We start from the raw sequence: 26,043 nt of genomic DNA, 5'->3' as shown, positions 1-26,043 counted from the left end.
CTTCCGACGCCCGCCCCTCAGACGTCCGTCCTCCTGACGCGCGGCTTCCTGGCGCCCGGTCTCCTGGCGCCCGGTCTCCTGGCGTCCGGTCTCCTGGCGTCCGGCTTCCTGACGTTCGACCCCCTCACGCCCGCCGCTGGTGGTCCCGGTCCCGTCCGGCCGGACCTCGGGTGGGATCGGATCTGGATGTCCTTCGGAGGGCGTCCGAGCTCCGACCGGCCGTCGATCGGCGAGCGTCCTCTCAGACGACGCTCTCCCTATGGATGTGCGGCCTGGGGAGGTTCCGTCCCGACGTGGGGGCAGGGTCCAGGCGACGGGCAGGGCGGCGAGCAGGAGCGCGGCGCATGCCGGCACCGCCATGGTGCCGCCGCCCGCGGCCGCGAGCACGCCCACCACGGCGGGTCCGGCGAGTCCGGCCACGTTGTAGGTCATGGCGTCGAGCGCGGTGGCACGGCCCAGCCGTTCGGGCCCGGTCACCAGAGGCAACTGCGCGGTCCAGCCGCCGGCGAGCGCGGGACCCAGCAGGCCGGTCGCGACGGCCACCCCGATGAGCGCCGCCTCCGGCAACCGGCCCAGCCCCGAGAGGACCAGCAGGAGCCCGGCCGCGTACCCCGACAGGCAGCAGGCGAGCAGCCTGCCGGGCCGCCGCGCCCGGTCGAGCAGCACTCCGAGCAGCGGCCCGCCCACGGCGGCCGAGACGGTGAGCCCGGCCAGCAACCACGACGCCAGCAGGGGGGACCCCGTGACGGCGAGTCCGGTGACGAGGAGGGCGGGCCCGGACATCTCATCCCCGGTGCGGGCGGCGACGGCTCCGGCCATGTAACGGGATAACATAAACGAGACGTTACATGGGACGATGCTCCTCGTGTGAGCGCGGGGCGGCTGGGAAAGTGCCCGAAAGCGCCTCAGGGTGCTGGAGGCCGCTTCGCGCCCGAGGGCGGCCCGGCCTGTACGGACTGCGTGCCGCGCAGGCCGGGCGCACCTTCGCGGGCCGCCCCGCCCACCTGTGATCGAATGTGTGTTTGAACGATGGCATACACTCGTCCTTATGACAGCCGCGTTCCAAGCATCTCTGCTCGGCCTCGACGAGGAGCTCGCGGTCGGGCCGCTCGGCGCCACGGTGCGCAGGACCCACCTCGCCCACGGCGCCTGGATCGACCTCAGGCCCGGCTGGCTGGCTGGAGCGGACGAGCTCTACGAACGGCTGGCCGAGACGGTTCCGTGGCACGCGGAGCGGCGGCACATGTACGACCGGGTCGTCGACGTGCCCCGGCTGCTGAAGTTCTACGACGAGCACGAGACCCTGCCCGATCCGGCGCTTGACGAGGCCAGGCGGGCGCTCAACGCTCACTACGGCGAGGAGCTGGGCGAGCCGTTCCGTACGGCCGGGCTCTGCTTCTACCGCGACGGCCGTGACAGCGTGGCCTGGCACGGCGACACGATCGGCAGGGGCAGCACCGAGGACACCATGGTGGCGATCCTCTCCGTCGGCGACCCCCGTTCGCTGCTGCTGCGGCCGCGCGGCGGCGGTTCCTCGATCCGCCACGATCTCGGCCACGGCGATCTGATCGTGATGGGCGGGAGCTGCCAGCGCACCTGGGAGCACGCGATCCCGAAGACCAGCCGCCCGGCTGGGCCGCGCATCAGCATCCAGTTCCGCCCGCGCGGCGTGCGCTGACCCACGCACGGGCCCCCGTACGCCGGGGGCGCGATACGTTCATGCTCACCCGCAGTACGACGCCCTGCGAGCCGGACGTCCACAACACCACGCGACGGCTGCGCGTGGTGATCCAGCGGAGGTGCACCTGCGCGACCGTGCAGGGAATGTGCCGTCGAGTTGGGCACCTAGCCCGGAGGATCACTACCGTCCATCGGTCCTCGCCCCTCGTCGAGGAACTCGCCGATCAGCGGGTTGACCCGATCGGGGGCCTGGCGGCTGGACCAGTGGCCGACGCCTTCGAGCAGCACGAACCGGCCGCCGGGGATGAGCGCGGCGGCGGCCCTGGCGCGCTCGGCGTTCACCCCCGCGTCCTTGTCGCCCTGGATGAGGAGGGCGGGGCAGGCGATCTCGCCGAGGCGCGGCCTGAGGTCGACGCGCATCCGCAGCGGGCCGATGGAGGCGTTCTGCCAGTCGGACGAAGCCGCGCCGGCGACCCGCACCTCGGTCTGGATCTCGTCCACGACGCCGTCGAAGTCGTCGACGGGCCCGGCGAAGAGCGCCCGCCTGGCGAAGCGGGCGATGCCCTCCCGGCTCCTGAACATGACGCTCGGCAACGTCCTGCTCAGCAGCGGCAGCTTGGCGACGAGCCAGAGCGCCTGGTGCACGACGGTCGGGAACGACAGGATTCCGGCCGGGGCGAGCGCCACGAGCCGGTCCACGCGGGAGGGGTGCTCGATGGCGTACGCGAGGCTGAGCGCGCCGCCCTGGGAGAGGCCGACCAGGGCCGCCGAGGGCAGCTCGAAATGGTCGAGTACCTGGGTGATGGCGCCCAGCAGGCGCTCGTGGGTGGCCGGCCCGTCCCACGGGCGGCTCCTGCCCTGCTTCGGCCAGTCGAGGGCGAGAACGCGGTGCCGACGGGCCAGAACGGGAATGAGATGCCGCCAGCTGAGCAGCGCGTTGTCGATACCCGCCCCGCTGAGCAGCAGGACGGGGGAGCCCAGGTCGCCGGCGCTGTAGACGTGCAGCCGGCCCTCCGGGCACGTGAGAAAGGTGCTGCGCAGCCCGGACGGCTCCGCGGGCGCGCCCGCCGTCACTCCGTACCCTTCCCTGCGGCGCCTGCTCCGGACGTGCCCGTTCCGGATGTGCCTGCTGGGGACGTGCACGTTCCGGGTGTGACTGCTGCGGACGTGCCCGCTACGGTGGCGCCTGGGCCGGGTGTGTCCTTTCCGCCAGGGCTCTCGGCGGCGGCGCGGTACGCCTCCCACCGGTCCCACAGAGCCGGCAGTTCCCGCTCCAGGAACTGGTAGAGCTGGTGGACGCCGGCGAGCCGCTCGCGCCGCTCGGGCGCGCTGCCGGCCAGCACCCGCAGGCCGACCTCGGTGAGTTCCCTGAACGCGGCCGTCTTGGCGTAGCGCCCGGCGACCATGCGGCTCCACCCGTCGGCGGCGATGCGGAAGTACTCCTGCCGTTCGCCCCTGCGGCGGACCCCCTCGACCAGCCCGCTGGGGGTGAGGAGGCGGGTCGCGCTGCTGATGGAGCTGCGGCTGACCCGGAGCACGTCCGCCAGCTGCCCCGCGCTCTGCTCCTCGGGGTCGCTGATGAGCAGCCATCCGATCACCCGGCCGGCGATCAGCGGCAGCCCTTCCCGCGCGAAGAAAACCGCGACGTCGTCGACGAACTCCAGCTCGGCTTCCGAGGGGGTACTCATATTTCCGGATATTACTGTCGTTGCAGTCATGACTGCAACGACTGCAACGACAGTTATGGCGGTGATGACGGCCACACGGCTCAGGCCGACACGCGCGACCCGCCCCAGGACAGGAGCGCCTCGGCGGTGCTGAACCGGCGGCTGGAGACGGACTCGTCGAGCAGCACGCCGACCAGCCGCCGTCCCTCCGACTCGCCCGCGAACGCCAGGCAGTAGCCCGCCGCCCGGGTGAACCCGGTCTTCAACCCGATCGCGCCCGGCGTCCCGAGCAGCCTGTTGGTGTTGCGCCAGCTGTAGGCGCGGTGGTCGTCGGTGGCGGCGAGCGAGTGCCGCCGCGTACCGGCGACCTCCTTGATCAGTGGCACCTGGAGCGCCTTGACCGCCAGCAGGGCCTGGTCCTCGGCCGTGGAGTAGCCGTCGCCGCGCGGGGTGGGCAGGCCGTCGGCGTTGACGTACTCGGTGTCGGACATGCCCAGCTCGCGGGCGGTCGCGTTCATCCTGGCGACGAAGCCCTTGACGCCGGGGCCGTACGTGCGGGCCAGCGCGTGGGCGGCGTCGGCGCCGGAGGGGAGCATGAGGGCGTACATCAGCTCGCCGACGGTGATCCGGTCGCCGGGGCGCAGGTCCGCGGTGGTGCCGCCGCCATCCTCCGCGTACGCGACGTCTTCGGCCTTGATGCGGACAACGTCGGTGGGTTTGGCCGACTTCAATACGACATATGCGGTCATGGTCTTGGTCAAGCTGGCGACCGGCATACGTTCGCGAGCGTCCTTGCTGAAAAGCACGTCGCCGGACTCGGCGTCGATCAGATAGGCCGCCCGGCCGTACACCGCTGGGGTGTCTCTTTCCGCGGCCGTCATGACGGGTGCTGCGGCCGGCACCTGGGCGGTGGCGGGCGTGGCTACCCCGGTGACCAGGGCGGCGGCGCCTGCCAAGGCGACAAGAGGGGCTTTCCTGATACGCATGACGACAGGCTGCCGCGCTTTTTGGAATGCTGTTGACGAAAAGAACAAGAATCTCGTGACTGGTCGCCAGAACCCCGCAATTTCCGGGCTTTTCGTTAGGTAAATCTTTTACTGTTGGCGCTCACCTGTTGTGCCAGAAGGTGCCGGTGACGCGTTCGCCGTGTGCCAGTTCCGCGAACAGATCCTCCCAGAGCGGCATCACCTGCTCCGGCGCGTAGGCCCGTGCCGTCTCGGCCGCGGCCCCGCCCATGCGCACCCGCAGGTCCCGGTCGGAGATGACCCGCATCAGGGCGTCGGCCAGCGCGTCGACGTTCCGCGGCGGCACGAGCAGGCCGTCCACCCCGTCGGTCAGCACGTCCCCTGGGCCGGTCGGGCAGTCGAACGCGACCACGGGCAGCGCGTGCGCCATGGCCTCGATCATCACCATGGGCAGGCCCTCGAACCGGGAGCTCAGCGCGTACACGGAGGCGTTCGTCAGCTCCTGGTCCAGCCGGTCGGTACGCCCTGGCAACGTCACGTGCCCGCCCAGTTCCAGGCGCTGCACGAGCCCGTCGAGCTCCGCCTTCCTGGCGCCCGTGCCGAAGATGCGCAGCCGCCATTCCGGATGGTCGGCCACCACCCGCGCGAAGGCCTCGACCAGCAGGTCGAAACCCTTCTGCGCGGTCAGCCGCCCGGCCGCGACCACCACGGGGTTCACCTGCCGGGACGGCTCCTGCTCCGCCCGGTGGACCGCGTTCGGGATCTGCACGATCGGGGCCCCTGGCAGCAGGCGCTCGTATTCCTGCCGGTTCGTGCGGGTCAGGACGGTGATCGCGTCCAGGCGGCCGTAGTGACGGGCGATCTGCCTGCGGATGGTGTCGGGATAGGCCGACAGGTTCATGTGCTCCTGCGCGACCGTGACGACACCTCTGGGCGCGCGGCGGGCCGCGATCAGGTTGAGCGCGGGCCGCGTGGTCACGAGGGCACCGTCGCGGAGCGCGGCCACGTAGTCCATCGCGGCGCGCTCCACCCGTTCGGTGAAGTACGCGCTCGCGAACTCCCCGCGCGGCACGAACTCGCCGCGCATCCGGCGCCACGCCCTGCGTCCCAGCGAGTCCGGACGCCGGCCGCCGCGCTGGTCCACGAGCGTCACGATCGGGATGCGCGGGTCCAGCCTGAACTGGGGTCTCTCGCGCCGCCGGACGAGGCTGACCAGTTCGACGTCGTGGCCCGCGACGGCCATCGCGTTCGCCTGGTTGACAACCGTGCGGATGGTGCCGCCCACGCCGTAGGCGTGCAGCATGAAGTAGCGGATCTTCATGGGGTGTGCTCCCGGGCCCGGAAGGCGCGTACCCGCACGCCCGGGGTGGGCAGCTCGCGTGCGCCGCGCGCGCGGGAGAGGACGGGACCGGACCTGGCCAGCGTCGTGCTCGGTGTTCGCTGCCGGTTCATGCCGGTGCAGAGTAACGACCGTTCCTGGCAGTTCCCTGGCAACGGCGGCTTCAGGGGCGCCGCCACCGGGTGCGTCCGCCCGCATGATGATCACGACTCGCTAGTCTTGCCGGAGTGGTGCCCGGCGAGGTCGAGAGGGATGAGCATGGACGAGGGACGACCGGCGGACGACGTGATCCTGGGCGTGATCGCCGATCGCCTGAGCACGGCCATGGGCAGGCCGTGGCAGGTCCAGGGGAGCATGGCCAAGGGGCCGGGCACGCTCGCCGTCGTGCTGGGCGACGACCACTCCGGCGGCCCCGGCCACCTCGACCTCGACTTCGTGCTCAACGTCGACCGCCCCGAGGACACCACGATCAGCGACTGCGTGGCCGGGTACGGCGGCACCACCGACGAGGCCCTCGACCGGGCCGTCCAGGTGTGGCTCGGCACGACCGGCAGCGCCCTGCTCGAGCTCCTCGTCCAGGACGGCTCGCACGCCGCCCACTTCGGCCCCGACGATCCCGACGGCTTCTCCGGCTGGCACGCCATCCACGGCGGCATCACCGGCTGGGGCACCGGCGACGACCATGAGGCCGTCCAGCGGTGGGCCGTCCAGCACGTGGTCCTGCCGCATCTGGCTCCCGCGCTGAAGGGCACGTTCGAGCGCGAGCGCCTGATCGGCGTCAAGGCGTTCTTCGGCGGGGGCGAGGGCGCCGAGACGGCCGAGATCCGCGTCAACGGCGCCTACCACGAGGCGGGCTCGCGGGCCCTGGCCGAGCTGGACTGGCCGCGGCCCGAGCAGGGCATCTCGTACGCCCGCACCTTCGTCCTGCTGGTGCACGACGGAGCCGGCTGACCCGCGGCGCCGATCATCCGCACGCCGGCGACCGACGTGAGCGCTGACGACGCGTGACCCCGTGATTAACCCCCGCGCGCTCGCCCCCCTCCGCCTGTTAGCGTTACCGCCAGGGGGTGAACCGCGGTGAAATCCAGGAATGGCAGGCCTGCGGTGCTCATGGACGTGGCGATGCTCGCCGGTGTCTCGGCCATGACCGTTTCGCGAGTGCTCAACGATCCCGATCGGGTGCGCGCCGAGACCCGGGCCCGGGTGCTGGCCGCGGTCAGGGAGCTCGACTACCGGCCCAACCAGGCGGCCCGCCAGCTCGTCACCGGCCGCTCCGGCGTGCTCGGCGTGGTCAGCATCGACACCACGCTCTACGGCCCCGCCACCACCCTCTACTGCATCGAGCAGGCCGCGAGAAACGCCGGCTACAACGTCAGCATCGCCAGCCTCAGCTCGCTCAACCGCAGGTCGATGGAGGAGGGCGTGCAGCGGCTGCGCGCCCAGGCCGTCGACGGCGTGATCATCGTCGCGCCGCACGAGTCCGCCACCGAGGGCCTGCGCCACCTGCCGCCCGAGATGCCGGTGGTGGCGGTCGACGCCGGCGACGACATCCCCGTGCCCGTGGCCAAGGTCGACCAGCGGGCCGGAGCCGTGCGCGTGACCAGACACCTGCTCAGCCTCGGCCACCGCACGGTGTGGCACGTTGCAGGGCCGGCCGACTGGCTCGACGCCAACGGCCGCATCGAGGGCTGGCGCGGCGTGCTGGAGGAGGCCGGCCGGCCGGTGCCCGACGTGCTGCGCGGCGACTGGAGCGCGCGCTCCGGCTACCGGCTCGGCCGCGGCCTGGCGCAGGAGCCCGAGCTCACCGCCGTGTTCGTGGCCAACGACCAGATGGCGCTCGGCGTGCTGAGGGCGCTGCGCGAGGCGGGGCGGCGCGTGCCCGAGGACGTCAGCGTGGCGGGCTTCGACGACATCCCCGAGTCCGCCTACTACTGGCCGCCGCTGACCACCGTGCGGCAGGACTTCGGCGAGGTCGGCCGGCTCGCCTTCCACATGCTGCTCGACCGGATGGCGGGCGCCGACCCCGACGGGCGGCGCCTGGTCGAGCCGGAGCTCGTCGTCAGGGAGAGCACCGGCGCCGCCCCCGGGTGAGCCTCAGGCCAGCCTGATCACGTTCCACGACACCGGCGGCAGCAGGACGCGCGCCGGGTCGTGCTCGACGTCGGGGTTCGGCCTGGGCGCGATCCGGTCGGAGGCGTCGGCCGTGTTGCGGGCGTAGACGTCGGAGTCCGCCAGGGTGGTGGCCTCGACGATCCGCGCACCGCCGAGCGCCCGCGCGTCGATCTTCAGCGACAGCGGCGCGTCGGTCGAGCGGTTGACCGCGAACAGCGTCGTGCCCTCCTCCGCGTGCGTGGCGACCGCGTGCAGCAGCGGCACCTCGCCGTACTCCTTCGTCTCGTACGACGGCGAGACCGGCTCCACCCGCAGCACGTCGCCCGCCGCGTGCCTGGACGCCTGCGCGAACGGATGGAACGTCGTCTGCCGCCAGGCCCGCCCGCCGGGCTCTGTCATGATCGGCGCGATCACGTTCACCAGCTGGGCCAGCGACGCGGCGGTCACCCGGTCGCTGTTGCGCAGCAGCGTGATCAGCAGTCCGCCGAACGCCACCGCGTCGGCCAGATGGTAGTGGTCCTCCAGCAGCGGCGGCGCGACCGGCCAGTCGGTGGGCGGCTCGGCGCCCTGGAAGCGCGACAGGTACCAGACGTTCCATTCGTCGAAGGAGATGTCGATGCGCTTGCGCGACTTGAGCCGCGCCCCGACGTGGTCGGCGGTGGCCACGACCGAGGAGATGAAGTACTCCATGTCGGTCGAGCAGGCCAGGAAGCTGCCGAGGTCGCCGTCCTTCTCCTCGTAGTAGGCGTGGCAGGAGATGTAGTCGACCACGTCGTACGTCTCCTCCAGCACCGTGGCCTCCCACGCGCCGAAGGTCGGCATGCCGGAGCCCGAGCTGCCGCAGGCCACCAGCTCCAGGTTCTTGTCCATGGTGCGCATGGCGCGGGCGGTCTCCGCGGCCAGGCGGCCGTATTCGCGGGCCGTCTTGTGGCCGGTCTGCCAGGGGCCGTCCATCTCGTTGCCGAGGCACCACATCCTGATGCCGTACGGCTCCTTCGAGCCGTTGGCGACGCGCAGGTCCGACAGCGTGGTGCCGGACGGGTGGTTGCAGTATTCGAGCAGGTCGAGGGCCTCGGCGATGCCGCGGGTGCCGAGGTTGAGCGCCATCATGGGCTCCACGCCGGCCTTGCGGCACCAGCGGACGAACTCGTCGACGCCGACCTCGTTCGTCTCGGTGCTGTGCCAGGCCAGGTCGAGCCGGCGCGGCCGCTCGGCGACCGGGCCGATGCCGTCCTCCCACCGGTAGCCGGAGACGAAGTTGCCGCCGGGGTAGCGGACGGTGGACACGCCCAGTTCCCTGGTCAGGTCGAGCACGTCGCGGCGGAAGCCGTCGCCGTCGGCTGAGGGGTGGTCCGGCTCGTGGATGCCGGTGTAGACACATCGCCCGAGGTGTTCGACGAACGTGCCGAAGGTGCGCCGGCGTACCGGAGCCACCTTGAACGCGGGATCGAGCGTGAGTTCTGCCTGGTGCACGGAGGGGACTCCTGGTGTCGCGCGGGCGTGACGTCGCTCCAGATTGTTAGCGTTATCAGCAGGCGGGGTCAAGGGGCCCGCGCTCGCCCCCGGGTCTCGGCAAGCGGTTTCGCGGGGGCCTTGACATGCCAGGTGTTACCGCTAACACTCGGGTAACCCCAACGAAACACGGGGTCTGCGCGGCGACCTCCGCAACCCGGCGGATCGCCACCGTCGCCTGCGCGCGGTGCGTCAGGTTGGTTCGCGGCTGCCCTGCATCCTCTTTGTTAACGAGAACATCAGCGAGCACGGCCAAGCATCGGCTCGGTAGGAAGAGGCTACTGTGCAAGGTCCCCCCGACATATCCCGCCGGCACCTCCTCGGCGGCAGCCTTGCCCTTCTCGGCGCCGCCGCCTCAGGCTGCGCCATTCCCGTGGGACTCGGCTCGTCCCGGACGCGGGTCCAGTACTGGCATTTCCTGGGCGCCAGCGACGGGATCATCATGAACAGCATGGTGAACGCGTTCGCCAAGGCCGCCCCGCAGATCTTCGTCGAGGAGAACGTGCTCGCCTGGGGCGAGCCGTACTACACGAAGATCGCCATGGCGGGTTCCGGCGGGCGATCGCCCGACCTGGCCACCTTCCACCTGGCCCGGCTGGCCGGGATCGGGGCCGGCCAGATCCTCGACCCCGTCAACGAGCGGCTGCTGGAGGAGGTCGGCCTGCGGGGAGCCGATTTCAGCCCGCCCATCTGGGAGCGTGCCCACATCGACGGCGTGCTGTACGCCATCCCGTTCGACGCCCACCCGATGGTGCAGTACTACAACACCGACATCTGCGGCAAAGCAGGGCTGCTCGGCGCGGACGGCAAGCTGCGGCCCACCAACGGCGTCGACGGACTGATGGACCAGCTGACCAAGGCCAAGGAGGTGATGGGCGGCAAACCGCCGCTCGCCTTCGACGCGCTCGGCCTCGGCACGGTCGGCCCATGGCGCGTGTGGTGGTCGCTGTACCCGCAGAGCGGCGGCACCCTGCTGTCCGACGACGGCACCACGGTCACCATCGACGACGCCAAGGCGCTGGAGGCGCTGCGGTTCATGCAGCGGCTCGGCAAGGAAGGGCTGTGCGACTGGCGCACCGACTACGGCGCCTCCGTGGCCAACTTCACCAACGGCCAGGCCGCCTTCCTGTGGAACGGCGACTGGGAGACCACCGGGCTCAAGGAGCGCAGGACACCGTTCAGCATGACGCGCTTCCCCGCCGTCTTCGGCACCGGATCGGCGCAGGCCGACTGCCACGCGTTCGTCCTGCCGCACCAGCGCGACCGCGACCCCGAGGTGGAGCGCGCCACCTACGAGTTCATCGCCTACCTCGTCAAGAACAGCGCCGAATGGGCCGTGGCGGGCCACGTGCCCGCCTACCTGCCGACCCTGGAACTGCCCGAGTACCTGGCGCTGGAGCCGCAGTCGGAGTACCGCTCGGTCATCACCGAGGTCGCGCTCGATCCCCAGGTGTGGTTCGCCGGCTCCGCGTCGCGGTTGTGGATCGAGTTCGGCGAGGCGTTCTCCCCCGTCATCAGCGGCGAGCGCACGCCGGAGGAGGGCCTGGCCGCGGCCAAGGCCTCGCTCGGCCGGCTGCTGTCCGCCCCGAACCCCTTCCCCGACGAGGAGCGCTCATGAGCACCGCCGTCGCGCCCCCCGCGACCTCCGCCGCCCCTGTGGCCAGGGCCAAGGTCCGGCGCGGATGGACACAGCACGGGCTGCTGTTCGTGGCGCCGTTCCTGCTGGTCTACGTGGTCTTCCTGGTCTGGCCGACCCTGCTCGGATTCCGGATGAGCCTGTCGAGCGTCAACATCGCCGGCGGCAACGACCACCTCGTCGGCTTCGCCAACTACGCCGAGGCGTTCGGCGACCCCCGCATGTGGCGCTCGCTGTGGAACACGCTGGTCTTCACCGTGCTGAGCACGATCCCGCTGGTGTTCCTCGGGCTGGTGTTCGCGCTCCTGGTGCACCACCTGCGCTTCGTGCAGTGGCTGTGGCGGCTGTCGTTCTTCGGGCCGTTCCTGCTGCCGTCAGCGGTGGTGTCCATCCTCTGGCTGCAGATGATCTACCCGCCCGACTACGGCCTGCTCAACGGCACGCTCGGCACCGACGTCCTGTGGCTGGGCGACCCGTCCACGGCCATGTGGTCGGTGGTGCTGACCACGGTCTGGTGGACGGTCGGCTTCAACTTCCTGCTCTACCTGGCCGCCCTGCAGGCCATCCCGCAGCACCTGTACGAGGCCGCCTCGATCGACGGCGCCACGGCCTGGGACAAGCTGCGCTCCATCACGCTCCCGCTGCTCGGCCGCACGACCGCGCTCATCGTGGTGTTGCAACTGGTCGCCTCGCTCAAGGTCTTCGACCAGATCTACCTCATGACGGGCGGCGGCCCCGAGGACTCCACCAGGCCGATCATCGAGTACGCCTACGACGTCGGCTTCACCGGCTACCGCATCGGCTACGCCTCGGCCGTCTCCTACATCCTGTTCGTCCTGATCGTCATCGTCTCCCTGGCGCAGCTCCGGCTGTTCCGCAAGCGCGAGGAGGTCGCGTCGTGACCAAGCGGTTCAGCTTCAGCCAGGTCATCCTCCTGCTGGCCGCCCTCGTGCTGGCGGCCATCTGGCTCGCGCCCATCGCCTGGGCGGTGGCCACCTCGCTCAAACCCGAGGAGGAGACCACGGTGACCCCGCTGCAGTGGTTCGGCAGCGAGATCACCTTCGACTCGTACGCGCTGGTCCTGGAGACCGGCGGCATCCTCAAGTGGGCCGTCAACTCGACCGTCACCGCGGTCATCGTCACGTTCATGACCGTGCTGTTCTCCGCCATGGCGGCGTACGGGTTCGCGCGCACCCAGTTCAAGGGGCAGCGGACGCTGCTGGCGGTGATCCTGGCCGGGATCATGGTGCCGCCGCAGGTGCTCATCGCGCCGTTGTTCGCCGAGATGGTCGCCTTCGGGCTGGTCGACACCTGGTGGGCGATCATCCTGCCGCAGGTGGCCGCGCCGCTGATCGTCTTCATCCTGTTCAAGTTCTTCCAGGACGTGCCGCCCGAGCTGGAGCAGGCGGCCTTCGTGGACGGGGCGGGGCGATGGCGGGTCTTCTTCACGATCGTGCTGCCGCTGTCGCGGCCCGTGCTGGCCGCGGTGTCGATCTTCACGTTCATCAACACGTGGAACAACTTCCTCTGGCCGTTCCTGGTCTCCACCGACCCGAACACCATGACCCTGCCGGTGGGCCTGGCCAACGTCGTGCAGGGCACGTTCGGCCTGCGGTACGCGCAGATCATGGCCTCGGTGGTGCTGGCCGGGCTGCCGCTGCTGGTCGTGTTCGTGCTGTTCCAGCGGCAGATTGTACGCGGCGTCGCCCACAGTGGCCTGGCCGGCCAGTGACCTGCGGCGGCGAGCCGGCACCGGTGTCCTAATCCGCGCCCTGGCACTCGTGTACCTGGTCCGGGAACATCGCGACGCAGTCGGCGTACTCCCGGGCCTCGCGGTCCTGCACCGTGGAAACCACGTGCAGGGCGAGCGCGAGCGGCAGCGCCGCCAGGCCGGCCGCGAACCCACCCGCGGCGAGCATCTTGCCTCCCAAGCCCTTCGAGGCCACGGCCACGACGGCGAGGACGGCGGCGACGAGACCGACGACGACGCCGGGCACGCGCAGCACCGGCAGCAGCGTCGCCGCCGCGCCGATCAGGCCGAGCACCAGCGCGACTATCCCGATCACCGGGGTGGGCGGGACCACGGGCGGCGGCATCTGCGGCTCTCCCGGCCCGTGCGCCGGCCCGTGCGAGGGCCCGTGCTGCCGCGCGTGCGTGCCGTGCGAACCCGGGCCCTGCGGCGCGTGCGTGCCGTGCGGGACCGGAGGCTGCTGCGGGTACGTGCCGCGCGGAGCCGAGGGCTGGTCGGGCGGTTGCCAGGGCTGGGTCATCGGCGGCACCCCGTGCTGGAAGTCGTGTCTTCTCGCCATCGGAATATCACACGGACAGACGGAGCGGCCAGGCAGTTTTCGCGGGCCACCCTCCACCGTGACCCTTCTCACCCTGTTCATCACCGCCAGAAGGCCCTCAAGAAGCCCTTCTCACGTTCATGGTCGCGTTCACGGCGATGTGCTGGCCAGCGCGGCGGCCCGCGTCACGGGGCGGCAGGCGGGGCCGGCACGGTGACCCGGTCCGCCCGTGCCCCGTGCCCGTGCCGCTGCCCCTGCGCCTGCCCGTGCCGCTGCCCTTGCGGCGGCGGGGACAGGCGGAGGGAGCCGCCGAGCGAACCCGCGGGCAACCGGCGAGGCAGGGCGCGGTCAGGCGATGCGCTGGATCATGGTGTTGCTGATCTGGTAGCGGTAGCCGGTGTCGCGCACCCAGCCGTCCTGGACCGGGCTGGTGCCGTACTCGGTGCCGCGCAACCAGACGAAGGCGGGCGCCTCGCGGCCGGTGGCCCGCTCGACGTCGCGGCGCGGCCTGACGATCTCGCGTTCGACGTCCTCGGCGGTCCGCACCCGCCCGATCTCCTCATGGGAGCCGGTGTGCGGGACGACCACGTGCCGCTGGCCGATCTCGGCCACGTCGTCCCACGTCATCGCCAGCCGGTCGCGTGACAGCTCCTCCTCGACGAGCGTGATGTCGTGGGCCTCGGCGAAGGCCCGCTGCTCGGGAACCGGGCAGTCGAGGAACCGGGTGATGATCGGGAACCAGGCGACCAGCCCGAGCTCGTCGCAGATCGGCGCCGCCACGGTGGCGTTGTTCAGGTAGCCCTCGTAGAAGACGGGGATGAACCCGGGCCGCTCCAGCGGCCACCGGCCGGTGGCGTAGAAGGCGTCGAGGTGCTCCAGCGTCACGCTGTCGAAGGAGGCGGCGTAGCCGGCCAGCTCGTGGCGCAGCGCGTCCGCCATGGACTCCGGCGTGTTGTGGTAGTTGACCACGCGGACATAGCGGCCCTCGCGCAGTGCGGCGCGGTGCTGGGCGAAACCGTTGCCCGTCATGCCCGGTCCTCCTTCTCGTCGAAGTGGGCCCGCGCCAGCACGGTGATCACCGAGGCGAGCTCGGCCAGGTCGTCGTCGGCCGCCCCGGGAGCCAGGCGCTCGGCGTAGTGGCCGAGCAACCCGTCCAGCTCGGCGCCCTCCGCCAGCACGGCGGCGTCCCCGACCGGCGGCACGGGAGAGCCGGTCAGGTCCTCCAGGGCCAGGTACATGGGGATGCCCTCGCGTTCGAGGGCCCGCTGCCGGTTGCCGGCCAGGATGCCGGCAGGGTCGGGATGCGGTCGGTACTTCGGGCTCATCAAAGCTTTTCCTTTCGCGGGAGACCCCGGGCTCCGGCCCTGGGGATGACAGCGCACCGCCGTGCGGCGGCACCTGGATCGACGGCCCGCCGCCCGGGCGGCGGGCCGTCCACGAGAACGGCTTCGCCCGGCCGCTGCTCGCGGGTGCGTGCCCGGGAGAGGACGGCGCTGGGACACGCCGTGATCCGGCGCGCGTACGGAGGCCTGCGATCAGCAGCGCGGGGACCGGACCTCACGTGAGCGCTCCCCGGCCGGTGGCTGAGACACAGGGCTCCGGCCAGGTGACGAACACCAGGTCCGGGTCGAGCTCCAGCCCTTCGGCCAGGAGCGCCCCCGCGCGGGACACCGACTCGCGCATCGCCTCGGCCGGCCGGGGCCGCCCGACGACGACGGCGACGGCACCGGGTCCGGCGGCCGCGGGGACGTGCTGCACGATGACGTCGCCCTCCGCCAGTCCCAGGGCGTCACAGAAGCAGGCGGCCAGGCGGCCGGCCAGGTCCCGGGAGACCGGCAGGCCGGTGGTGAGCTGCACGAACGGCATCGATCACTCCACCACGACCGAGCGGGACAGGTGTTCGGGCGTGTCGCACTCCAGCCCGCGGTGGCGGGCGTAGGCCACCGCCAGCCGATGCACCCTGACCAGCTCCGCCTGCGGGTCGTCCCGGGCGATCCGCAGGGTGGCCCCCGTCGCCTCCACCGCCCGCACGACGTCGTCGGGCAGCGGCGACAGCGCCCACACCAGGCTGCGCGGCCCGGCGCAGGCGATGGGCCCGTGCCGGTACTCCAGGGCGGCGTACGACTCGGTCCACAGCCGGGCGGCCTCGCGGCACTTCAGCGCCGCCTCCTCGGCCAGCGCCCGCGTCCAGCCCGTGCCGAGGAAGACCAGGTGGTCGTAGTCGGCGGGGTCGGCTACCAGCGGTTCCGCGAGCGCGGCCCGGGCCTGCTCCGGCAGGTGCGCCACCTGGTCGCCGATGGAGGCCCGCAGCAGGGTCAGCGCCGAGGTGGCGTAGCGGGTCTGCACGACCGACCGCTCGTCGGCGAAGTCGAGGTGCACCTGCTGATGGGTGACGCGCGTGATGGGGGAGCCGGGGGTGCCGGTGATCGCGATCACGGTGGTGCGCGGCGACAGCTCGGCGGCCAGGCGTACGAGGTCGGTGGTGGTGCCCGAGCGCGACAGCAGCACCACCGCGTCGTAGTCGTCCTGGTCGTCGAGCTCGGTCGCGATGGCGGCCCGGGTGCGACCCTGGCCGAGCTGCTGGCGGCGGCGGGCGTAGGAGTCCAGGATGTAGTACGAGGTGCCGCAGCCGACCGCGAGCACGTCCGCACCCGCCGCGGGCAGCCCCGCCGACAGGCCGGAGGCGGCGTCGACGACGCGCTGCCAGATCTCCGGCTGGCTGTACACCTCGCTCTCGGTGCGGCGGGCGAGCTCCGGATGGGTCGTGATGGTCACTGCTGCTGCTCCCTTCCGTCGTCCGCCTGGGCGGCGACGGGTGCCTCGTACTCGGTGACGGTCAGGTTCCTGGCCAGCGCGGCGGCCTGGCCGCGCTCCGGCTGGGCGGCGGTCCCGCCCCGGCCCTGGGTGGACAGCGCTCCGCAGGCCGAGGCCAGGCGGAGCGCGGCGGGCAGGTCCTGGCCGGCCAGCAACGCGGCCAGGAGCCCGGCGTCGAAGGAGTCGCCGGCGCCGGTGGTCTCGACCGGCGTGACGGCCGGCGCGCTCACGCTCCACACCGTCCCGCCGGGGGAGTGGAGCAGCGCGCCGTCGGCGCCGCGTTTGACCACCGCCGTGGTGCCCGCGCCGGCGAGGGCCGCGGCGGCCCGGCCGGCATCGCGGTCCTCGCCGGATTCCGCGGTGAGCGCGGCGGCGATGCGGACGGCCTCGGCCTCGTTGGGCAGCAGGTAGTCGACCAGCGGCAGCAGCGCGGGCAGCCCGTGGTCGAAGGTGCGGCCGGGATCCCAGTTGGGGTCCACCGAGGTGGTGACGCCGCGGTCGCGGGCGGCGCGGAACAGGCCGGGCAGGCCCTCCCACAGGTCGTACTGCAGGAAGTAGGAGCTGACGTGCACGTGGCGGGCGGCGGCCAGCGCTTCGGGGGCGACGTCGCCGGCGGCCAGCCGGCCGATCTCGCCCGGGAAGGTCAGGATGGACCGGTCGCCGTCCGAGCTGAGTACGATGCTCATGCCGGTGCGGCGGCCGCGCCGGCGCAGGCAGTGCGTGGTGTCGACGCCACGTTCGCCTAGCCGTTCCAGCACGAAGTCGCCGAGCCAGTCGTCGCCGACGACCCCGGCGAACGCCACCCTGGCGCCGAGCCTGGCGGCCCCGCACGCGGTGATCGCGCCCGAGCTGCCCAGCACGATCTCGGCGTCGTCCACGATGTCCTCGACCTGCCCGAATGTCGGGCGGGTCGCGCCGCACTCGACGATCACATCCGCGTTCAGCTCACCCAGCACAAGGAGATCAATGTCAGCCATACCGCCTCACGTCCTGGTCGTCGGGGGTTCGGGGATCCTGGCGCCCGCCGTACGCGACGTCCTCGACCGCGGCTGGACCGCGTCGGTGGTGTCGCGGTCGGCGGGCAGGGTCACGGCGGCCGCCCCCCGGGCGCGAGCCGCCGTCGCCGACGTGACCGTTCCCGGCGCGCTGCGGTCGGCGCTCGGCGACGCGCGTTTCGACCTCGCCCTCGTCTACCAGCCGTTCGCGCCGGCGGAGGCCTGGCGGGAGGTCGCCGACAGGGTGGCGGGCACCCTCGTCGCGCTGCTCGTCAGCGCGCACGCCGCGCCGGAAGGTGCTCCCGCGCCGCCGCTGCCAGACGGCGTGGACGGCACGGCACTGGTCCGCCACCTCCTGCTCGGCTGGCACGCGGAGGACTCCGGACGGACGAGGTGGCACACGCCGGAGGAGATCTCCAAGGCCGCGCTCGACGTGGCCGATCACGGGAGAAGCGCCGTGCTCGGGACGGTCAGGCCCTGGGCCGCACGCCCCGTCCACTGATCCAGGCTCTTCCACGTCCACCCCGAACATTCATGATCAAAATCTCGCAAAACGAGCAGAACTATCAGGGGAGACCGTACGGACTACCGCTTTGCGCTGTCAAGGACCGCCTTTACCTGCGGCACAGCGAAGCGTCGTGATCGTCTGATGAATTATTTGAGAAGTATTGACGTTTTCTGAAGGAAGTTGATAGCAAAGGGCCTACTCACTTTGGTCGGTGCCACCGAGGAGGCCCCATGGACCTGAACCGCCGCCAATTTCTGCGCACCGCGGGATCCGCCGTCGCCGGGGTCGCCGCCGCCAACGCCCTCGCGGCCTGCGGCGGCTCGTCGGGTGAAGGCTCGGCACCCGGCACGCTCACCTTCACCGTGTGGGGGTCCGACGCCGAGATGGCCGCCTTCAACACCCTCGCCCGGGCGTTCGAGAAGCAGAACTCCGGCACCAAAGTGAAGGTGGAGCAACTCCCCTTCGACCAGCTGCGCTCCGCGCTCGACGCCCGGCTCCAGTCCGGTCAGGGCCCTGACCTGTTCCGGGTCACCTACAACGACATCGGTCTCTACAGCTCGCAGGGCGTGCTGCACGACCTCAGCACCACGGTGGGCGGCGAGAGCTCCGCCTTCAACGACGCGATGTGGGCCGCCGTCCAGTACGACGGCAAGCCGTACGGGGTGCCGCACCACACCGACACCAGCGCCGTGCTCTACAACAAGAAGCACTTCGCCAAGGCCGGGATCAAGGACGTCCCCACCACCCTGGACGAGGCGTGGACCTGGGAGGAGTTCATCGAGGTCGCCGAGAAGCTCAAGGCGGCCGGGCTCGGCGCGGCGCCGTTCGGCGTCAACTGGCAGCAGGCCGGCGCCTTCCGCTGGCTCAACTGGCTGTGGCAGGCGGGAGGGAAGGCCCTCGGACCCGACGGCACGTCGGTCGCGCTCGACTCGCCGCAGACGCGCGAGGCGCTGGCCTTCACCAAGGCCTTCTACGACAAGGGCCTGATGCCCAAGAACATCATGATCAAGACCAACAACAGTCCCGACCTGGTCTTCCCGTCCCAGAAGATCTCGATGGCCTTCGTCGGCGACTTCCTCCTGCCCGACCTGATGAGCCGGGTGAAGGCGTTCGAGTTCGGCGCCACGTACCTGCCCAAGGGGGCCGGGGGAGCGGCGGCCGACCTGGGCGGCAACGCGGTGGTGGTCAACGCGGAGAGCAAGGACCCCGACACCGCGGCGGCCTTCGCCAAGTTCCTGGTCACGGCCGAGAACATGAAGCTGTTCTGCGAACAGACCACGGTGCTGCCCACCAGGAAGGACCTGGCCGGTCAGAAGCTCGCCTACGCCGTGCGGCCCGACCTGATGCCGGTCTACCAGCAGCAGGCCACGGCCATGCCGCCGGACCTGGTCAAGCTGGTGACCCTCCCGGGCTTCTCCGGCGTGAACGACGCGCTGGTCCAGCAGCTCGAGACGTACTTCACCGGCGGCCAGGCGGCCGACCAGACCATTTCCGCCCTGACGCAGGCCGTCCAGAAGGCGCTGTCGGCCTGATCCCTCCGGAACACCCCCTCGAAGGAGGCCACAGGCCCATGGCATCGGTGAGCAGCCCTCCACTGGAGGCGCCCCCGCCCTCCGGCACCGCACGCGGCGCCGGCCCCCGCTTCGCGCGCATGCGCGGCAGACGGGGCCGCGAGGCCGCGGCGGGCCTGCTGTTCGCCGCGCCCGCCGTCGCGGTCTTCGCGGTCTTCATGTTCTGGCCGCTGATCAGGGTGGTGTGGCTGAGCTTCCAGCAGACCCGCGGATTCGGCATCGCCAAGTGGGTCGGCCTCGGCAACTACCAGGACATCCTGGCCGACACCGTGTTCTGGCGCGCGCTGCTCAACACCGCCCTCTACACCGCGGTCTCGGTGCCGCTGTGCCTGGTGGCAGGGCTGGCCGCCGCCCTGCTGCTCAACCGGGCGATGCCCGGGAGGGGACTGTTCCGGGCCGTCTTCTACCTGCCCGCCGTCATCTCCGGCGTGAGCAGCGCGATCATCGCGGCCTGGATGTTCAACGAGGACCTCGGCGTGGTCAACAAGGTGCTGGAGCCGTTGGGGCTGGGGCCCGTGCACTGGCAGTCGGAAGGCATGCCCGCCATGCTCTCCCTGGTCGCCGTGGGGCTGTGGATCGGGCTCGGCTTCAACATGGTCGTCTACCTGGCGGCCCTGCAGGGGATCCCGCGCCACGTGTACGAGGCGGCGCGCTGCGACGGCGCGTCCTGGTGGCAGACGCTGCGCTCCATCACGATCCCGTCGCTCGGGCCCACCACGTTCTTCCTGGTCGTGATCGGAGTGATCAACAGCTTCCAGGTGTTCGACATCGTCTACGTGATGACGGGCGGCGGGCCGGGCAACGCCACGACGATGCTCGTCACCTACGCCTACTCCACCGGGTTCGAACAGCGCCAGCAGGGCTACGCCTCGGCGATCGGCGTCGTGCTCTACCTGATCGTGCTGGCCATGACGCTTCTCCAGTGGCGCGTCAACAAGCGCAGGGACGTCGCATGAGGGAGTACGCCATGAACGCGCACGAGCGGCGGGCGGTCAGGCTGCGGGTGGCCCTGGCCGTGACCGGGACCCTGGCGATGCTCTTCCCCGTCTACTGGATGGTCGTCACCGCGCTGTCCTCCCCGGCCGAGCTGCAGCAGTCGGCGCTCCGGCTGTGGCCGAGCTCGATCAACTGGGCCAACTTCAGCGGCCCCTGGGGCAAGTTCCCCTACGCCGACTGGTTCGTCAACTCCGTCGTCATCGCGGTGCTGGCCGTGGTGCTGACCGTCGTGGTCAACCTCATGGCGGGCTACGCCTTCGCCAAGCTCCGCTTCCCCGGCAGGAACGTGCTGTTCCTGCTGATCATCAGCACGCTCATGGTGCCGGTACAGGTCGTCATGGTGCCGCAGTTCCACCTGGTCGTGGACTTCGGGCTGCTCGGCTCCGACTGGGGTGTCATCCTGCCCCGGCTGGCCGAGGCGTTCGGGCTGTTCATGGCGCGGCAGTTCATGATGGCCGTGCCCGATGAGCTGCTGGAGGCGGCCCAGGTGGACGGTTCGGCGCAGTGGCGCACGTTCACCCGCGTGGTGCTGCCGCTGTGCCGGCCGCTCATCGCGGTGCTGGTGATCTTCACGTTCATGTGGCGGTGGAACGAGTTCGCCTGGCCGCTCATCGTCCTCAAGGAGCCGGAGAGCTACACCCTGCAGGTGGGGCTGCTCTTCCTGAAGAACCAGTACGGCCAGGACTACGGGGCGCTGATGGCCATGTCGCTCGTGTCGATGATCCCGATGCTCGTGGTCTTCACGCTCTTCCAGCGCCACTTCGTCGAGGGCATGGCCCGCTCGGGCATCAAATGACAGGACAAGAAATGATCAACGTGTGCGTGACGCTCGACTTCGACGAGGAGTGGCTGGCCGACGTGGCCGCCGTGTCGCCCGAGGTGCGCGTGCGCAAGCACCTGGCGGCCTCGGCCGCCGACCTCCCCGCCGGCGTGCTGGCCGAGGCCGACGTCCTCTACACCAACACCGCGTTCCCCACGAGGGAGCAGGCGCCGCGCCTGCGCTGGGTGCAGCTCGACACCTCCGGCTGCGACCACGTCGTCGGCACCGCCTTGTGGGACTCGCCGGCCGCGATCACCACCATCGGTGGCGTGTCACCCAAGCCCCTGGCCGAGTACGTGCTGATGATGATCCTCGCCCATGCCCACCACCTGCCGGAGATGGTGGACCTGCAGCGCAGGTCGTACTGGCCGGACCTCGACCACCGCTGGAACCGGCTGATGCCGCGCATGCTTCCCGGCGCCACGGTCGGCATCGTCGGTTACGGCCGCATCGGCAGGGAGATCGGCCGGCTGGCGCACGCGTTCGGCATGAACGTCATCGGCATGCGCCGCGGCGGCGCCCGCGAGGGCGAGCTGTTCGGCGAGGCGCCCGACGCCGCGCCGGCCGAGGTGGTCGACGCCGGCGGCCTGTACGGCCTGCTGGAGCGCTCGGACTACGTGGTGCTGACGGTGCCGTACACCGCCGAGACCCATCACCTGCTCGATGCGGCCGCCTTCGCCCGGATGAAGGAGGGCGCCGTGCTGGTCAACGCGGCACGGGGCGGCGTCGTCGACGAGGAGGCGCTGCTGGCCGCCCTGCGCTCCGGGCAGGTCGGCTTCGCCGGGCTCGACGTGTTCGCGGAGGAGCCGCTCCCGGCCGCCAGTCCCTTCTGGCGCGAAGAACATGTACTGATCACTCCACACGTGGCAGGATTCGCGCCCGGCTACCGCGATCAGATCCGTGCCCTGTTCACCGAGAACCTGCGCCGGTTCGCCGCGGGGCTCCCCCTGTTGAACCTGGTGGACAGAAAGGCCGGGTATTGATGCTGAGCGAGAAGCGCCGGAGCAGGTTGCTCGACCACGTGCGGCGCAAGGGATCGGTGCGTGTCGAAGACCTCGCCGAGGTCCTCGGTGTGAGCGTGTCGACCGTGCGCCGCGACCTCGACGAGATGGACGAGCGGGGCCTGCTGCGCCGCGTCCACGGCGGCGCGGTGGCCATCACCGACCAGCCCGTCCCCGTCGAGACGTCGATGGCGGAGCGGGCCGTGCACAACCTCGACGAGAAGGGGCGCATCGCCGCCCGCGCCGTCGACCTCATCCGGCCGGGCAGCACCGTGCTGCTGACGGGTGGCTCCACCACGGCGCAGATGGTGTCGCATCTGCCGTCGGTGCCCGACATCACCGTGGTCACCAACTCGGTGGCGATCGCCCACGCCATCGGCACCACCTCCGCCACCGTGCAGGTTCTCGTGCTCGGAGGACTGCTGCGCAACGCCGAGCTGTCGCTGCTCGGCCACCTCACGACGCAGGCGCTCGCCGACGTCCACATCGACCTCGCCTTCTTCAGCGCCTACGGTCTCGACCCCGCGTACGGGATCATGGGCGCCCACCTGGCCGAGGCCGAGACCGACCGCAACATGATCACCGCTGCCAAGCATCTGGTGGTGCTGGCCGACCACACCAAGTTCAGCCAGCGCAGCGCCGTGCGCGTCGCCCCCGTCGCCCGCATCGGCACCCTGGTGACGGACGACGCGGCCCCGGCCGAGGCGGTGGCGGCGCTGCGGGCGGCCGACATCACCGTGATCCAAGCCTAGACAGGAGAGTCCTTCCGGCATGTCCCCATCCCGAGTGCTCGTACTCATCGGCGCGGGTAGCGCCGTGTTCACCCGCGGCCTGCTCGCCGACCTCATCTCCGCCGACGACCTGGGTTCGTGGGAGATCCGGCTGGTCGACGTGAACCCCGAGGCCCTGTCGGTGGCCGCCCGTCTCGCCGAGCGCATGGTCGAGGCCCGCGGGGCGGGCGACAAGATCGTGGTCCGCTCCTCGGCCGACCGCCGCGCGGTGCTGCCCGGCGCCGACTTCGTGGTCACCTGCGTCGGCGTCGGCGGGCGTACCGCCTGGCAGGCCGACCACGACGTCTGCATGCGACACGGCGTCTATCAGCCGGTGGGCGACTCGGTCATGCCGGGCGGCATCTCCCGGTTGCTGCGCACCGTGCCGGTCATGGTGGAGATCGCCAGGGACATCGCCGAGCTGGCGCCCGGGGCGTACTTCTTCAACTACAGCAACCCGATGACCGCCAACGTCGCCGCCATGACCTCCTACGCGGGGGTCGAGGTGGTGGGGCTGTGCCACGGCATGCACCACGTGCAGCGGGAGCTGGCGGCCTTCGCCGGGCTGCCATTCGAGGAGACCTCCACGCTCTACGCGGGGATCAACCACCTGACCTTCATCTACGACTTCCGCCACAACGGCCGCGACGCCTGGCCGATCGTGCGCGAACGCATGGAACGCGAGCTCGCGGAACCGGCCGACCCCGCCGACATCGGCTCGATCTGGGAGAACGGCAAGGCCTGGCACAACCCGTTCTCGTGGGAGATCTTCCGCCGGTACGGCGCCTACCCGGCCGCCAATGACCGGCACGTGGTGGAGTTCTTCCCCGAGCGCTGGGCGGGCGGCGCCTACTACGGCAAGACGCTGGGCGTGGACGCCTTCTCGGTGCCGGAGATCCTGGAGTGGGGCGAGCAGCGCTACCAGAGCATGCGCGCCCAGGCCGAGGGCACGGTACCGCTGGACGAGTCGGTGTTCGAGCGCTCCACCGGCGAGCAGGAGCAGCTCATCGCCATCATCAGGTCGATCCTGGGTGACCGGCGCGAGATGTTCTCGGTGAACGTGCCCAACCGGGGTGCGGTGCCGGGCCTTCCCGACGACGCGGCCCTGGAGATCCCCGGGGTCGCCACCGCGCGCGGCCTGCGGCCCGTGCGGGTGCCCGACCTGTCCGCACCGCTCACCGCCATCCTCGCGCGCCGCCTGACCTCGGTCACCCTGGCCGTCGAGGCCGCCATGACCGGCGACCGCGACCTGGCCGTCGAGGCCGTCATCGCCGACGGCGCGGTCACCGAGCCGGACGCCGCCGCGCGCCTCACGGACGCGCTGATCGCCGAGCAGAAACGTTTCCTGCCGAACTTCGCCTGACCGCACTGGAGAACCACCCGCATGAGAATCACCCGCGTCAGACGCGCCGACGGCACCGTCGCCGCCGCCAGGATCGAGGACGGCACGGCCGTGCCGGTCGCCGAGGAGAGCCGCGCCCCCATGGCCGACGCCGTACGCGACCTGATCGCCGCCGGAGCGGACGTCGCCGCCCTCGCTCCCACGGGGCCCGCGCTCCCGCTGACCGATGTGGACGTGCTCAGCCCTCTGGCGGCGCCCCAGAAGATCATCTGCATCGGGCTCAACTACGCCGACCACATCCGGGAGACGGGCCTCGACACCCCGGAGCGGCCGCTGGCCTTCGTCAAGACCGCCCACACGCTCGCCGGGCCGTACCAGGAGGTGCCCGTGCCCGCGGGCGCCACCGAGCAGCTGGACTGGGAGGCCGAGCTGGCCGTCGTCATCGGCGCCCCGGCGCGCGACGTGCCGGTGGAGCGGGCGCTCGGGCACGTCTTCGGCTACACCGCCGCCAACGACCTGTCGGCCAGGGACGCCCAGTTCGCCGACGGGCAGTGGTTCAGGGGCAAGAACTTCGACGCCTTCTGCCCGTTGGGGCCCTGGATCGTCACCCCTGACGAGATCGGCGACCCGCAGGCGCTGTCCGTCGCCGCGCGGGTCAACGGGCGGACCGTCCAGGACGGCTCCACCAAGGACATGATCTTCGGCGTGGCCGACGTCATCTCCTACCTGTCCCGCTACATGACGCTCTGCCCGGGCGACGTGATCGCCACCGGCACGCCGCACGGCGTCGGCATGGGCCGCACGCCGCAGCTCTGGCTCAAGGACGGTGACGTCGTCGAGGTCGAGATCGGCGCCGTCGGCACCCTGCGCAACACGGTGAGGTTCGCATGAGCCGCTGGGGTTTTCCCGTCATCGACTTCCACTGCCACTTCCCCGGCGACGAGCCCGTGCAGGAGCGGCTGGACGCCGAGTACGAGCACGTCTGCGGCCCGGCCAAGCTGGCCAGGCTGCGCGCGAACGCCGCCGCCTACCACGAGCGCGTGCGCCTGGCGCGCACCCTGCCGCCGACCGAGCCGGAGACCAGGACCACCGAGGAGGTCGCCGCCGCCTGGCGCGCCGACGCCGACGACGCCGGGCTGACCAGGGTCGTCTTCATGAGCGGCGGTGGCAACGACCGGCTCGGCGGGGTCGTGGCCGCGCACCGCGAACGCTTCGCGGGCTTCGCCAACCACCAGCCCTGCGCTCCCGGAGCCGCCGCCGAGTTGCGCCGCGCCGTCACCGAGCTGGGCCTGTCCGGCTACAAGGTGATCGCCCCGTGGGTGACCGTCCCGCTGGCCGACCGCTCGTTGTGGCCGGTGTGGGAGGTGTGCGAGGAGTACGGCCTGCCGGTCGTCCTGCACTTCGGCCCGGTCAACTCCGGGGGCGGGCTCGGCCACGCGCCCAACATGGACCCCATCGCCCTGCACGACGTCGCCAAGGCGTTCCCGTCGGTGAACTTCGTCGTCGCCCACTTCGGCTGCGGCTACCCCGGCGAGCTGCTCCGCCTCGGCTGGTCCAACGCCAACGTGCACGTCGACACGTCCAGCAACCACGAGTGGACCCGCTGGATGCCGTACGAGCTGACGCTCAAGGACCTGTTCCGGCGTTTCCACGAGACCTTCGGCCCCGAGCGCATCGTCTTCGGCACCGACTCCTGCGACTTCCCCTGGGGTTACCTCACCCCGCACGCCGACGAGCAGGTCCGCATCGTGGCCGAGCTCAACCTGTCGCCGCGGGACCGGCAGCTGATCTTCGCCGGGAACGCCGCCAGGCTGCTCGGGCTGGACCTGCCCGGCATCGCGACCACCCGGGAGGACGCGGCATGAGCATCGCCGACGATCCCGACCGCGCACCCGCCCGCTCCCACCTGTACGCCATGGGCCTGTCGGACGAGGAGATGCGCCGCCCCGTGGTGGGCATCGCCTCCACCTGGACCGGCACCATGCCCTGCAACCTGACCCACCGCGAACTGGCCGCGCACGTGGCCG

The 26,043-nt window shown here is 71.3% G+C and carries 28 protein-coding genes; 15 read left to right on the top strand and 13 right to left on the bottom strand.

The features are described 5' to 3' along the window. Positions 1-834 (bottom strand): MFS transporter (locus E1292_RS53045; protein WP_220447235.1); only part of this gene is annotated, 834 nt, incomplete at its 3' end. Between the two features lie 214 nt (positions 835-1,048). Between E1292_RS53045 and E1292_RS36485 the strand changes: the two genes are divergently transcribed. Next, on the top strand, positions 1,049-1,678 hold the full coding sequence (locus E1292_RS36485; RefSeq protein WP_132601998.1) for an alpha-ketoglutarate-dependent dioxygenase AlkB: 630 nt from the start codon (positions 1,049-1,051) through the stop codon (positions 1,676-1,678). Between the two features lie 167 nt (positions 1,679-1,845). Here E1292_RS36485 and E1292_RS36480 read toward each other — a convergent pair whose 3' ends face one another. The 5 genes from E1292_RS36480 to E1292_RS55195 all read right to left on the bottom strand — a co-directional run bounded on the left by E1292_RS36480 (position 1,846) and on the right by E1292_RS55195 (position 5,764). Continuing rightward, positions 1,846-2,754 carry an alpha/beta fold hydrolase gene (locus E1292_RS36480; RefSeq protein WP_246090580.1) on the bottom strand — a complete coding sequence of 303 codons (909 nt, stop codon included), beginning with the start codon at positions 2,752-2,754 and terminating at the stop codon, positions 1,846-1,848. Then, a complete protein-coding gene (locus E1292_RS36475) occupies positions 2,751-3,368 on the bottom strand; it encodes a GbsR/MarR family transcriptional regulator (RefSeq protein WP_246090579.1) in 618 nt (205 codons plus the stop codon). The genes E1292_RS36480 and E1292_RS36475 overlap by 4 nt, the downstream gene beginning before the upstream one ends. A gap of 80 nt (positions 3,369-3,448) precedes the next feature. Beyond that, entirely contained in the window at positions 3,449-4,333 is an 885-nt protein-coding gene (locus E1292_RS36470) for a D-alanyl-D-alanine carboxypeptidase family protein (protein WP_132601995.1), read from the bottom strand. A gap of 121 nt (positions 4,334-4,454) precedes the next feature. Continuing rightward, positions 4,455-5,633 carry a glycosyltransferase family 4 protein gene (locus E1292_RS36465; RefSeq protein WP_132601992.1) on the bottom strand — a complete coding sequence of 393 codons (1,179 nt, stop codon included), beginning with the start codon at positions 5,631-5,633 and terminating at the stop codon, positions 4,455-4,457. Beyond that, positions 5,630-5,764, bottom strand: a complete 135-nt coding sequence (locus E1292_RS55195; protein WP_281284118.1) for a hypothetical protein — start codon at positions 5,762-5,764, stop codon at positions 5,630-5,632. Before E1292_RS55195 ends, E1292_RS36465 begins: the two co-directional genes overlap by 4 nt. 145 nt (positions 5,765-5,909) lie before the next feature. On the opposite strand from E1292_RS55195, the gene E1292_RS36460 reads away from it, so the two are divergent. Beyond that, a complete protein-coding gene (locus E1292_RS36460; RefSeq protein ID WP_132601989.1) occupies positions 5,910-6,602 on the top strand; it encodes a DUF6348 family protein in 693 nt (230 codons plus the stop codon). 126 nt (positions 6,603-6,728) lie between these two features. Beyond that, positions 6,729-7,742 carry a LacI family DNA-binding transcriptional regulator gene (locus E1292_RS36455; protein WP_439331930.1) on the top strand — a complete coding sequence of 338 codons (1,014 nt, stop codon included), beginning with the start codon at positions 6,729-6,731 and terminating at the stop codon, positions 7,740-7,742. Positions 7,743-7,745: 3 nt separating this feature from the next. On the opposite strand, the gene arfA is transcribed toward E1292_RS36455, so the two are convergent. Beyond that, positions 7,746-9,236 (bottom strand): arabinosylfuranosidase ArfA, encoded by a 1,491-nt coding sequence (arfA, locus tag E1292_RS36450; RefSeq protein ID WP_132601986.1) that lies wholly within the window; start codon positions 9,234-9,236, stop codon positions 7,746-7,748. A 322-nt stretch (positions 9,237-9,558) separates the two neighbouring features. Between arfA and E1292_RS36445 the strand changes: the two genes are divergently transcribed. From E1292_RS36445 to E1292_RS36435, 3 genes are read left to right on the top strand one after another with little or no spacing between them, the layout of a single operon-like run. After that, the gene (locus E1292_RS36445) at positions 9,559-10,893 is read left to right on the top strand and encodes an extracellular solute-binding protein (protein WP_132601983.1); all 1,335 of its coding nucleotides are present in this window, start codon (positions 9,559-9,561) and stop codon (positions 10,891-10,893) included. Beyond that, on the top strand, positions 10,890-11,813 hold the full coding sequence (locus E1292_RS36440; RefSeq protein WP_132601980.1) for a carbohydrate ABC transporter permease: 924 nt from the start codon (positions 10,890-10,892) through the stop codon (positions 11,811-11,813). The genes E1292_RS36445 and E1292_RS36440 overlap by 4 nt, the downstream gene beginning before the upstream one ends. Further along, positions 11,810-12,643 (top strand): carbohydrate ABC transporter permease, encoded by an 834-nt coding sequence (locus E1292_RS36435; protein WP_132601977.1) that lies wholly within the window; start codon positions 11,810-11,812, stop codon positions 12,641-12,643. Before E1292_RS36440 ends, E1292_RS36435 begins: the two co-directional genes overlap by 4 nt. Before the next feature lie 28 nt (positions 12,644-12,671). On the opposite strand, the gene E1292_RS36430 is transcribed toward E1292_RS36435, so the two are convergent. From E1292_RS36430 to E1292_RS36405, 6 genes are all read right to left on the bottom strand, one after another. Next, a complete protein-coding gene (locus tag E1292_RS36430; protein ID WP_132601974.1) occupies positions 12,672-13,220 on the bottom strand; it encodes a hypothetical protein in 549 nt (182 codons plus the stop codon). A gap of 327 nt (positions 13,221-13,547) precedes the next feature. Then, positions 13,548-14,228, bottom strand: a complete 681-nt coding sequence (locus tag E1292_RS36425) for a polysaccharide deacetylase family protein (RefSeq protein ID WP_132601971.1) — start codon at positions 14,226-14,228, stop codon at positions 13,548-13,550. Next, positions 14,225-14,524: a hypothetical protein gene (locus tag E1292_RS36420; protein ID WP_132601968.1), complete on the bottom strand. Its 300-nt coding sequence runs from the start codon at positions 14,522-14,524 to the stop codon at positions 14,225-14,227. The genes E1292_RS36425 and E1292_RS36420 overlap by 4 nt, the downstream gene beginning before the upstream one ends. 232 nt (positions 14,525-14,756) lie before the next feature. Continuing rightward, complete coding sequence (locus E1292_RS36415) at positions 14,757-15,065, bottom strand: hypothetical protein (RefSeq protein ID WP_132601965.1); 309 nt, start codon at positions 15,063-15,065, stop codon at positions 14,757-14,759. 3 nt (positions 15,066-15,068) lie between these two features. Further along, complete coding sequence (locus E1292_RS36410) at positions 15,069-15,974, bottom strand: SIS domain-containing protein (RefSeq protein ID WP_246090578.1); 906 nt, start codon at positions 15,972-15,974, stop codon at positions 15,069-15,071. Further along, on the bottom strand, positions 15,971-16,990 hold the full coding sequence (locus E1292_RS36405) for a carbohydrate kinase family protein (RefSeq protein ID WP_132601962.1): 1,020 nt from the start codon (positions 16,988-16,990) through the stop codon (positions 15,971-15,973). The genes E1292_RS36410 and E1292_RS36405 overlap by 4 nt, the downstream gene beginning before the upstream one ends. Here E1292_RS36405 and E1292_RS36400 point away from each other — a divergent pair. From E1292_RS36400 to E1292_RS36360, 9 genes are all read left to right on the top strand, one after another. Continuing rightward, entirely contained in the window at positions 16,980-17,510 is a 531-nt protein-coding gene (locus tag E1292_RS36400; protein ID WP_132601959.1) for a Rossmann-fold NAD(P)-binding domain-containing protein, read from the top strand. The genes E1292_RS36405 and E1292_RS36400 overlap by 11 nt on opposite strands. Before the next feature lie 236 nt (positions 17,511-17,746). Beyond that, a complete protein-coding gene (locus tag E1292_RS36395) occupies positions 17,747-19,048 on the top strand; it encodes an ABC transporter substrate-binding protein (protein WP_132601956.1) in 1,302 nt (433 codons plus the stop codon). A gap of 38 nt (positions 19,049-19,086) precedes the next feature. Then, the gene (locus E1292_RS36390; protein WP_220447234.1) at positions 19,087-20,043 is read left to right on the top strand and encodes a carbohydrate ABC transporter permease; all 957 of its coding nucleotides are present in this window, start codon (positions 19,087-19,089) and stop codon (positions 20,041-20,043) included. Next, the gene (locus E1292_RS36385) at positions 20,040-20,879 is read left to right on the top strand and encodes a carbohydrate ABC transporter permease (protein WP_220447233.1); all 840 of its coding nucleotides are present in this window, start codon (positions 20,040-20,042) and stop codon (positions 20,877-20,879) included. Before E1292_RS36390 ends, E1292_RS36385 begins: the two co-directional genes overlap by 4 nt. 11 nt (positions 20,880-20,890) lie before the next feature. Next, positions 20,891-21,886: a D-2-hydroxyacid dehydrogenase gene (locus E1292_RS36380; RefSeq protein ID WP_165974927.1), complete on the top strand. Its 996-nt coding sequence runs from the start codon at positions 20,891-20,893 to the stop codon at positions 21,884-21,886. Next, positions 21,886-22,656, top strand: coding sequence for a DeoR/GlpR family DNA-binding transcription regulator (locus E1292_RS36375; RefSeq protein ID WP_132601950.1), 771 nt, complete (start codon positions 21,886-21,888; stop codon positions 22,654-22,656). Before E1292_RS36380 ends, E1292_RS36375 begins: the two co-directional genes overlap by 1 nt. A 19-nt stretch (positions 22,657-22,675) precedes the next feature. After that, the gene (locus E1292_RS36370; RefSeq protein ID WP_132601947.1) at positions 22,676-24,037 is read left to right on the top strand and encodes a family 4 glycosyl hydrolase; all 1,362 of its coding nucleotides are present in this window, start codon (positions 22,676-22,678) and stop codon (positions 24,035-24,037) included. A gap of 21 nt (positions 24,038-24,058) precedes the next feature. Next, the gene (locus E1292_RS36365; RefSeq protein ID WP_132601944.1) at positions 24,059-24,907 is read left to right on the top strand and encodes a fumarylacetoacetate hydrolase family protein; all 849 of its coding nucleotides are present in this window, start codon (positions 24,059-24,061) and stop codon (positions 24,905-24,907) included. Next, positions 24,904-25,881 (top strand): amidohydrolase family protein, encoded by a 978-nt coding sequence (locus E1292_RS36360; protein ID WP_132601941.1) that lies wholly within the window; start codon positions 24,904-24,906, stop codon positions 25,879-25,881. The genes E1292_RS36365 and E1292_RS36360 overlap by 4 nt, the downstream gene beginning before the upstream one ends. Positions 25,882-26,043 lie beyond the last annotated feature (162 nt).

It is taken from the genome of Nonomuraea deserti, from assembly GCF_004348685.1.
Taxonomy (GTDB): Bacteria; Actinomycetota; Actinomycetes; order Streptosporangiales; family Streptosporangiaceae; genus Nonomuraea; species Nonomuraea deserti.
Note: the sequence above shows the minus strand (reverse complement) of the source record. Positions and strands in the feature narration are given on the sequence as shown.

Excerpts from the sequence above, each read along its gene's own strand:
- E1292_RS36485 (WP_132601998.1), top strand. The coding sequence starts at position 1,049 with ATGACAGCCGCGTTCCAAGCATCTCTGCTCGGCCTCGACGAGGAGCTC.
- E1292_RS36475 (WP_246090579.1), bottom strand. The coding sequence starts at position 3,368 with ATGAGTACCCCCTCGGAAGCCGAGCTGGAGTTCGTCGACGACGTCGCG.
- E1292_RS36470 (WP_132601995.1), bottom strand. The coding sequence starts at position 4,333 with ATGCGTATCAGGAAAGCCCCTCTTGTCGCCTTGGCAGGCGCCGCCGCC.
- E1292_RS36465 (WP_132601992.1), bottom strand. The coding sequence starts at position 5,633 with ATGAAGATCCGCTACTTCATGCTGCACGCCTACGGCGTGGGCGGCACC.
- E1292_RS55195 (WP_281284118.1), bottom strand. The coding sequence starts at position 5,764 with ATGAACCGGCAGCGAACACCGAGCACGACGCTGGCCAGGTCCGGTCCC.
- E1292_RS36460 (WP_132601989.1), top strand. The coding sequence starts at position 5,910 with ATGGACGAGGGACGACCGGCGGACGACGTGATCCTGGGCGTGATCGCC.
- E1292_RS36440 (WP_132601980.1), top strand. The coding sequence starts at position 10,890 with ATGAGCACCGCCGTCGCGCCCCCCGCGACCTCCGCCGCCCCTGTGGCC.
- E1292_RS36430 (WP_132601974.1), bottom strand. The coding sequence starts at position 13,220 with ATGGCGAGAAGACACGACTTCCAGCACGGGGTGCCGCCGATGACCCAG.
- E1292_RS36425 (WP_132601971.1), bottom strand. The coding sequence starts at position 14,228 with ATGACGGGCAACGGTTTCGCCCAGCACCGCGCCGCACTGCGCGAGGGC.
- E1292_RS36420 (WP_132601968.1), bottom strand. The coding sequence starts at position 14,524 with ATGAGCCCGAAGTACCGACCGCATCCCGACCCTGCCGGCATCCTGGCC.
- E1292_RS36415 (WP_132601965.1), bottom strand. The coding sequence starts at position 15,065 with ATGCCGTTCGTGCAGCTCACCACCGGCCTGCCGGTCTCCCGGGACCTG.
- E1292_RS36400 (WP_132601959.1), top strand. The coding sequence starts at position 16,980 with ATGTCAGCCATACCGCCTCACGTCCTGGTCGTCGGGGGTTCGGGGATC.
- E1292_RS36405 (WP_132601962.1), bottom strand. The coding sequence starts at position 16,990 with ATGGCTGACATTGATCTCCTTGTGCTGGGTGAGCTGAACGCGGATGTG.
- E1292_RS36395 (WP_132601956.1), top strand. The coding sequence starts at position 17,747 with ATGGACCTGAACCGCCGCCAATTTCTGCGCACCGCGGGATCCGCCGTC.
- E1292_RS36390 (WP_220447234.1), top strand. The coding sequence starts at position 19,087 with ATGGCATCGGTGAGCAGCCCTCCACTGGAGGCGCCCCCGCCCTCCGGC.
- E1292_RS36385 (WP_220447233.1), top strand. The coding sequence starts at position 20,040 with ATGAGGGAGTACGCCATGAACGCGCACGAGCGGCGGGCGGTCAGGCTG.
- E1292_RS36380 (WP_165974927.1), top strand. The coding sequence starts at position 20,891 with ATGATCAACGTGTGCGTGACGCTCGACTTCGACGAGGAGTGGCTGGCC.
- E1292_RS36375 (WP_132601950.1), top strand. The coding sequence starts at position 21,886 with ATGCTGAGCGAGAAGCGCCGGAGCAGGTTGCTCGACCACGTGCGGCGC.
- E1292_RS36370 (WP_132601947.1), top strand. The coding sequence starts at position 22,676 with ATGTCCCCATCCCGAGTGCTCGTACTCATCGGCGCGGGTAGCGCCGTG.
- E1292_RS36365 (WP_132601944.1), top strand. The coding sequence starts at position 24,059 with ATGAGAATCACCCGCGTCAGACGCGCCGACGGCACCGTCGCCGCCGCC.
- E1292_RS36360 (WP_132601941.1), top strand. The coding sequence starts at position 24,904 with ATGAGCCGCTGGGGTTTTCCCGTCATCGACTTCCACTGCCACTTCCCC.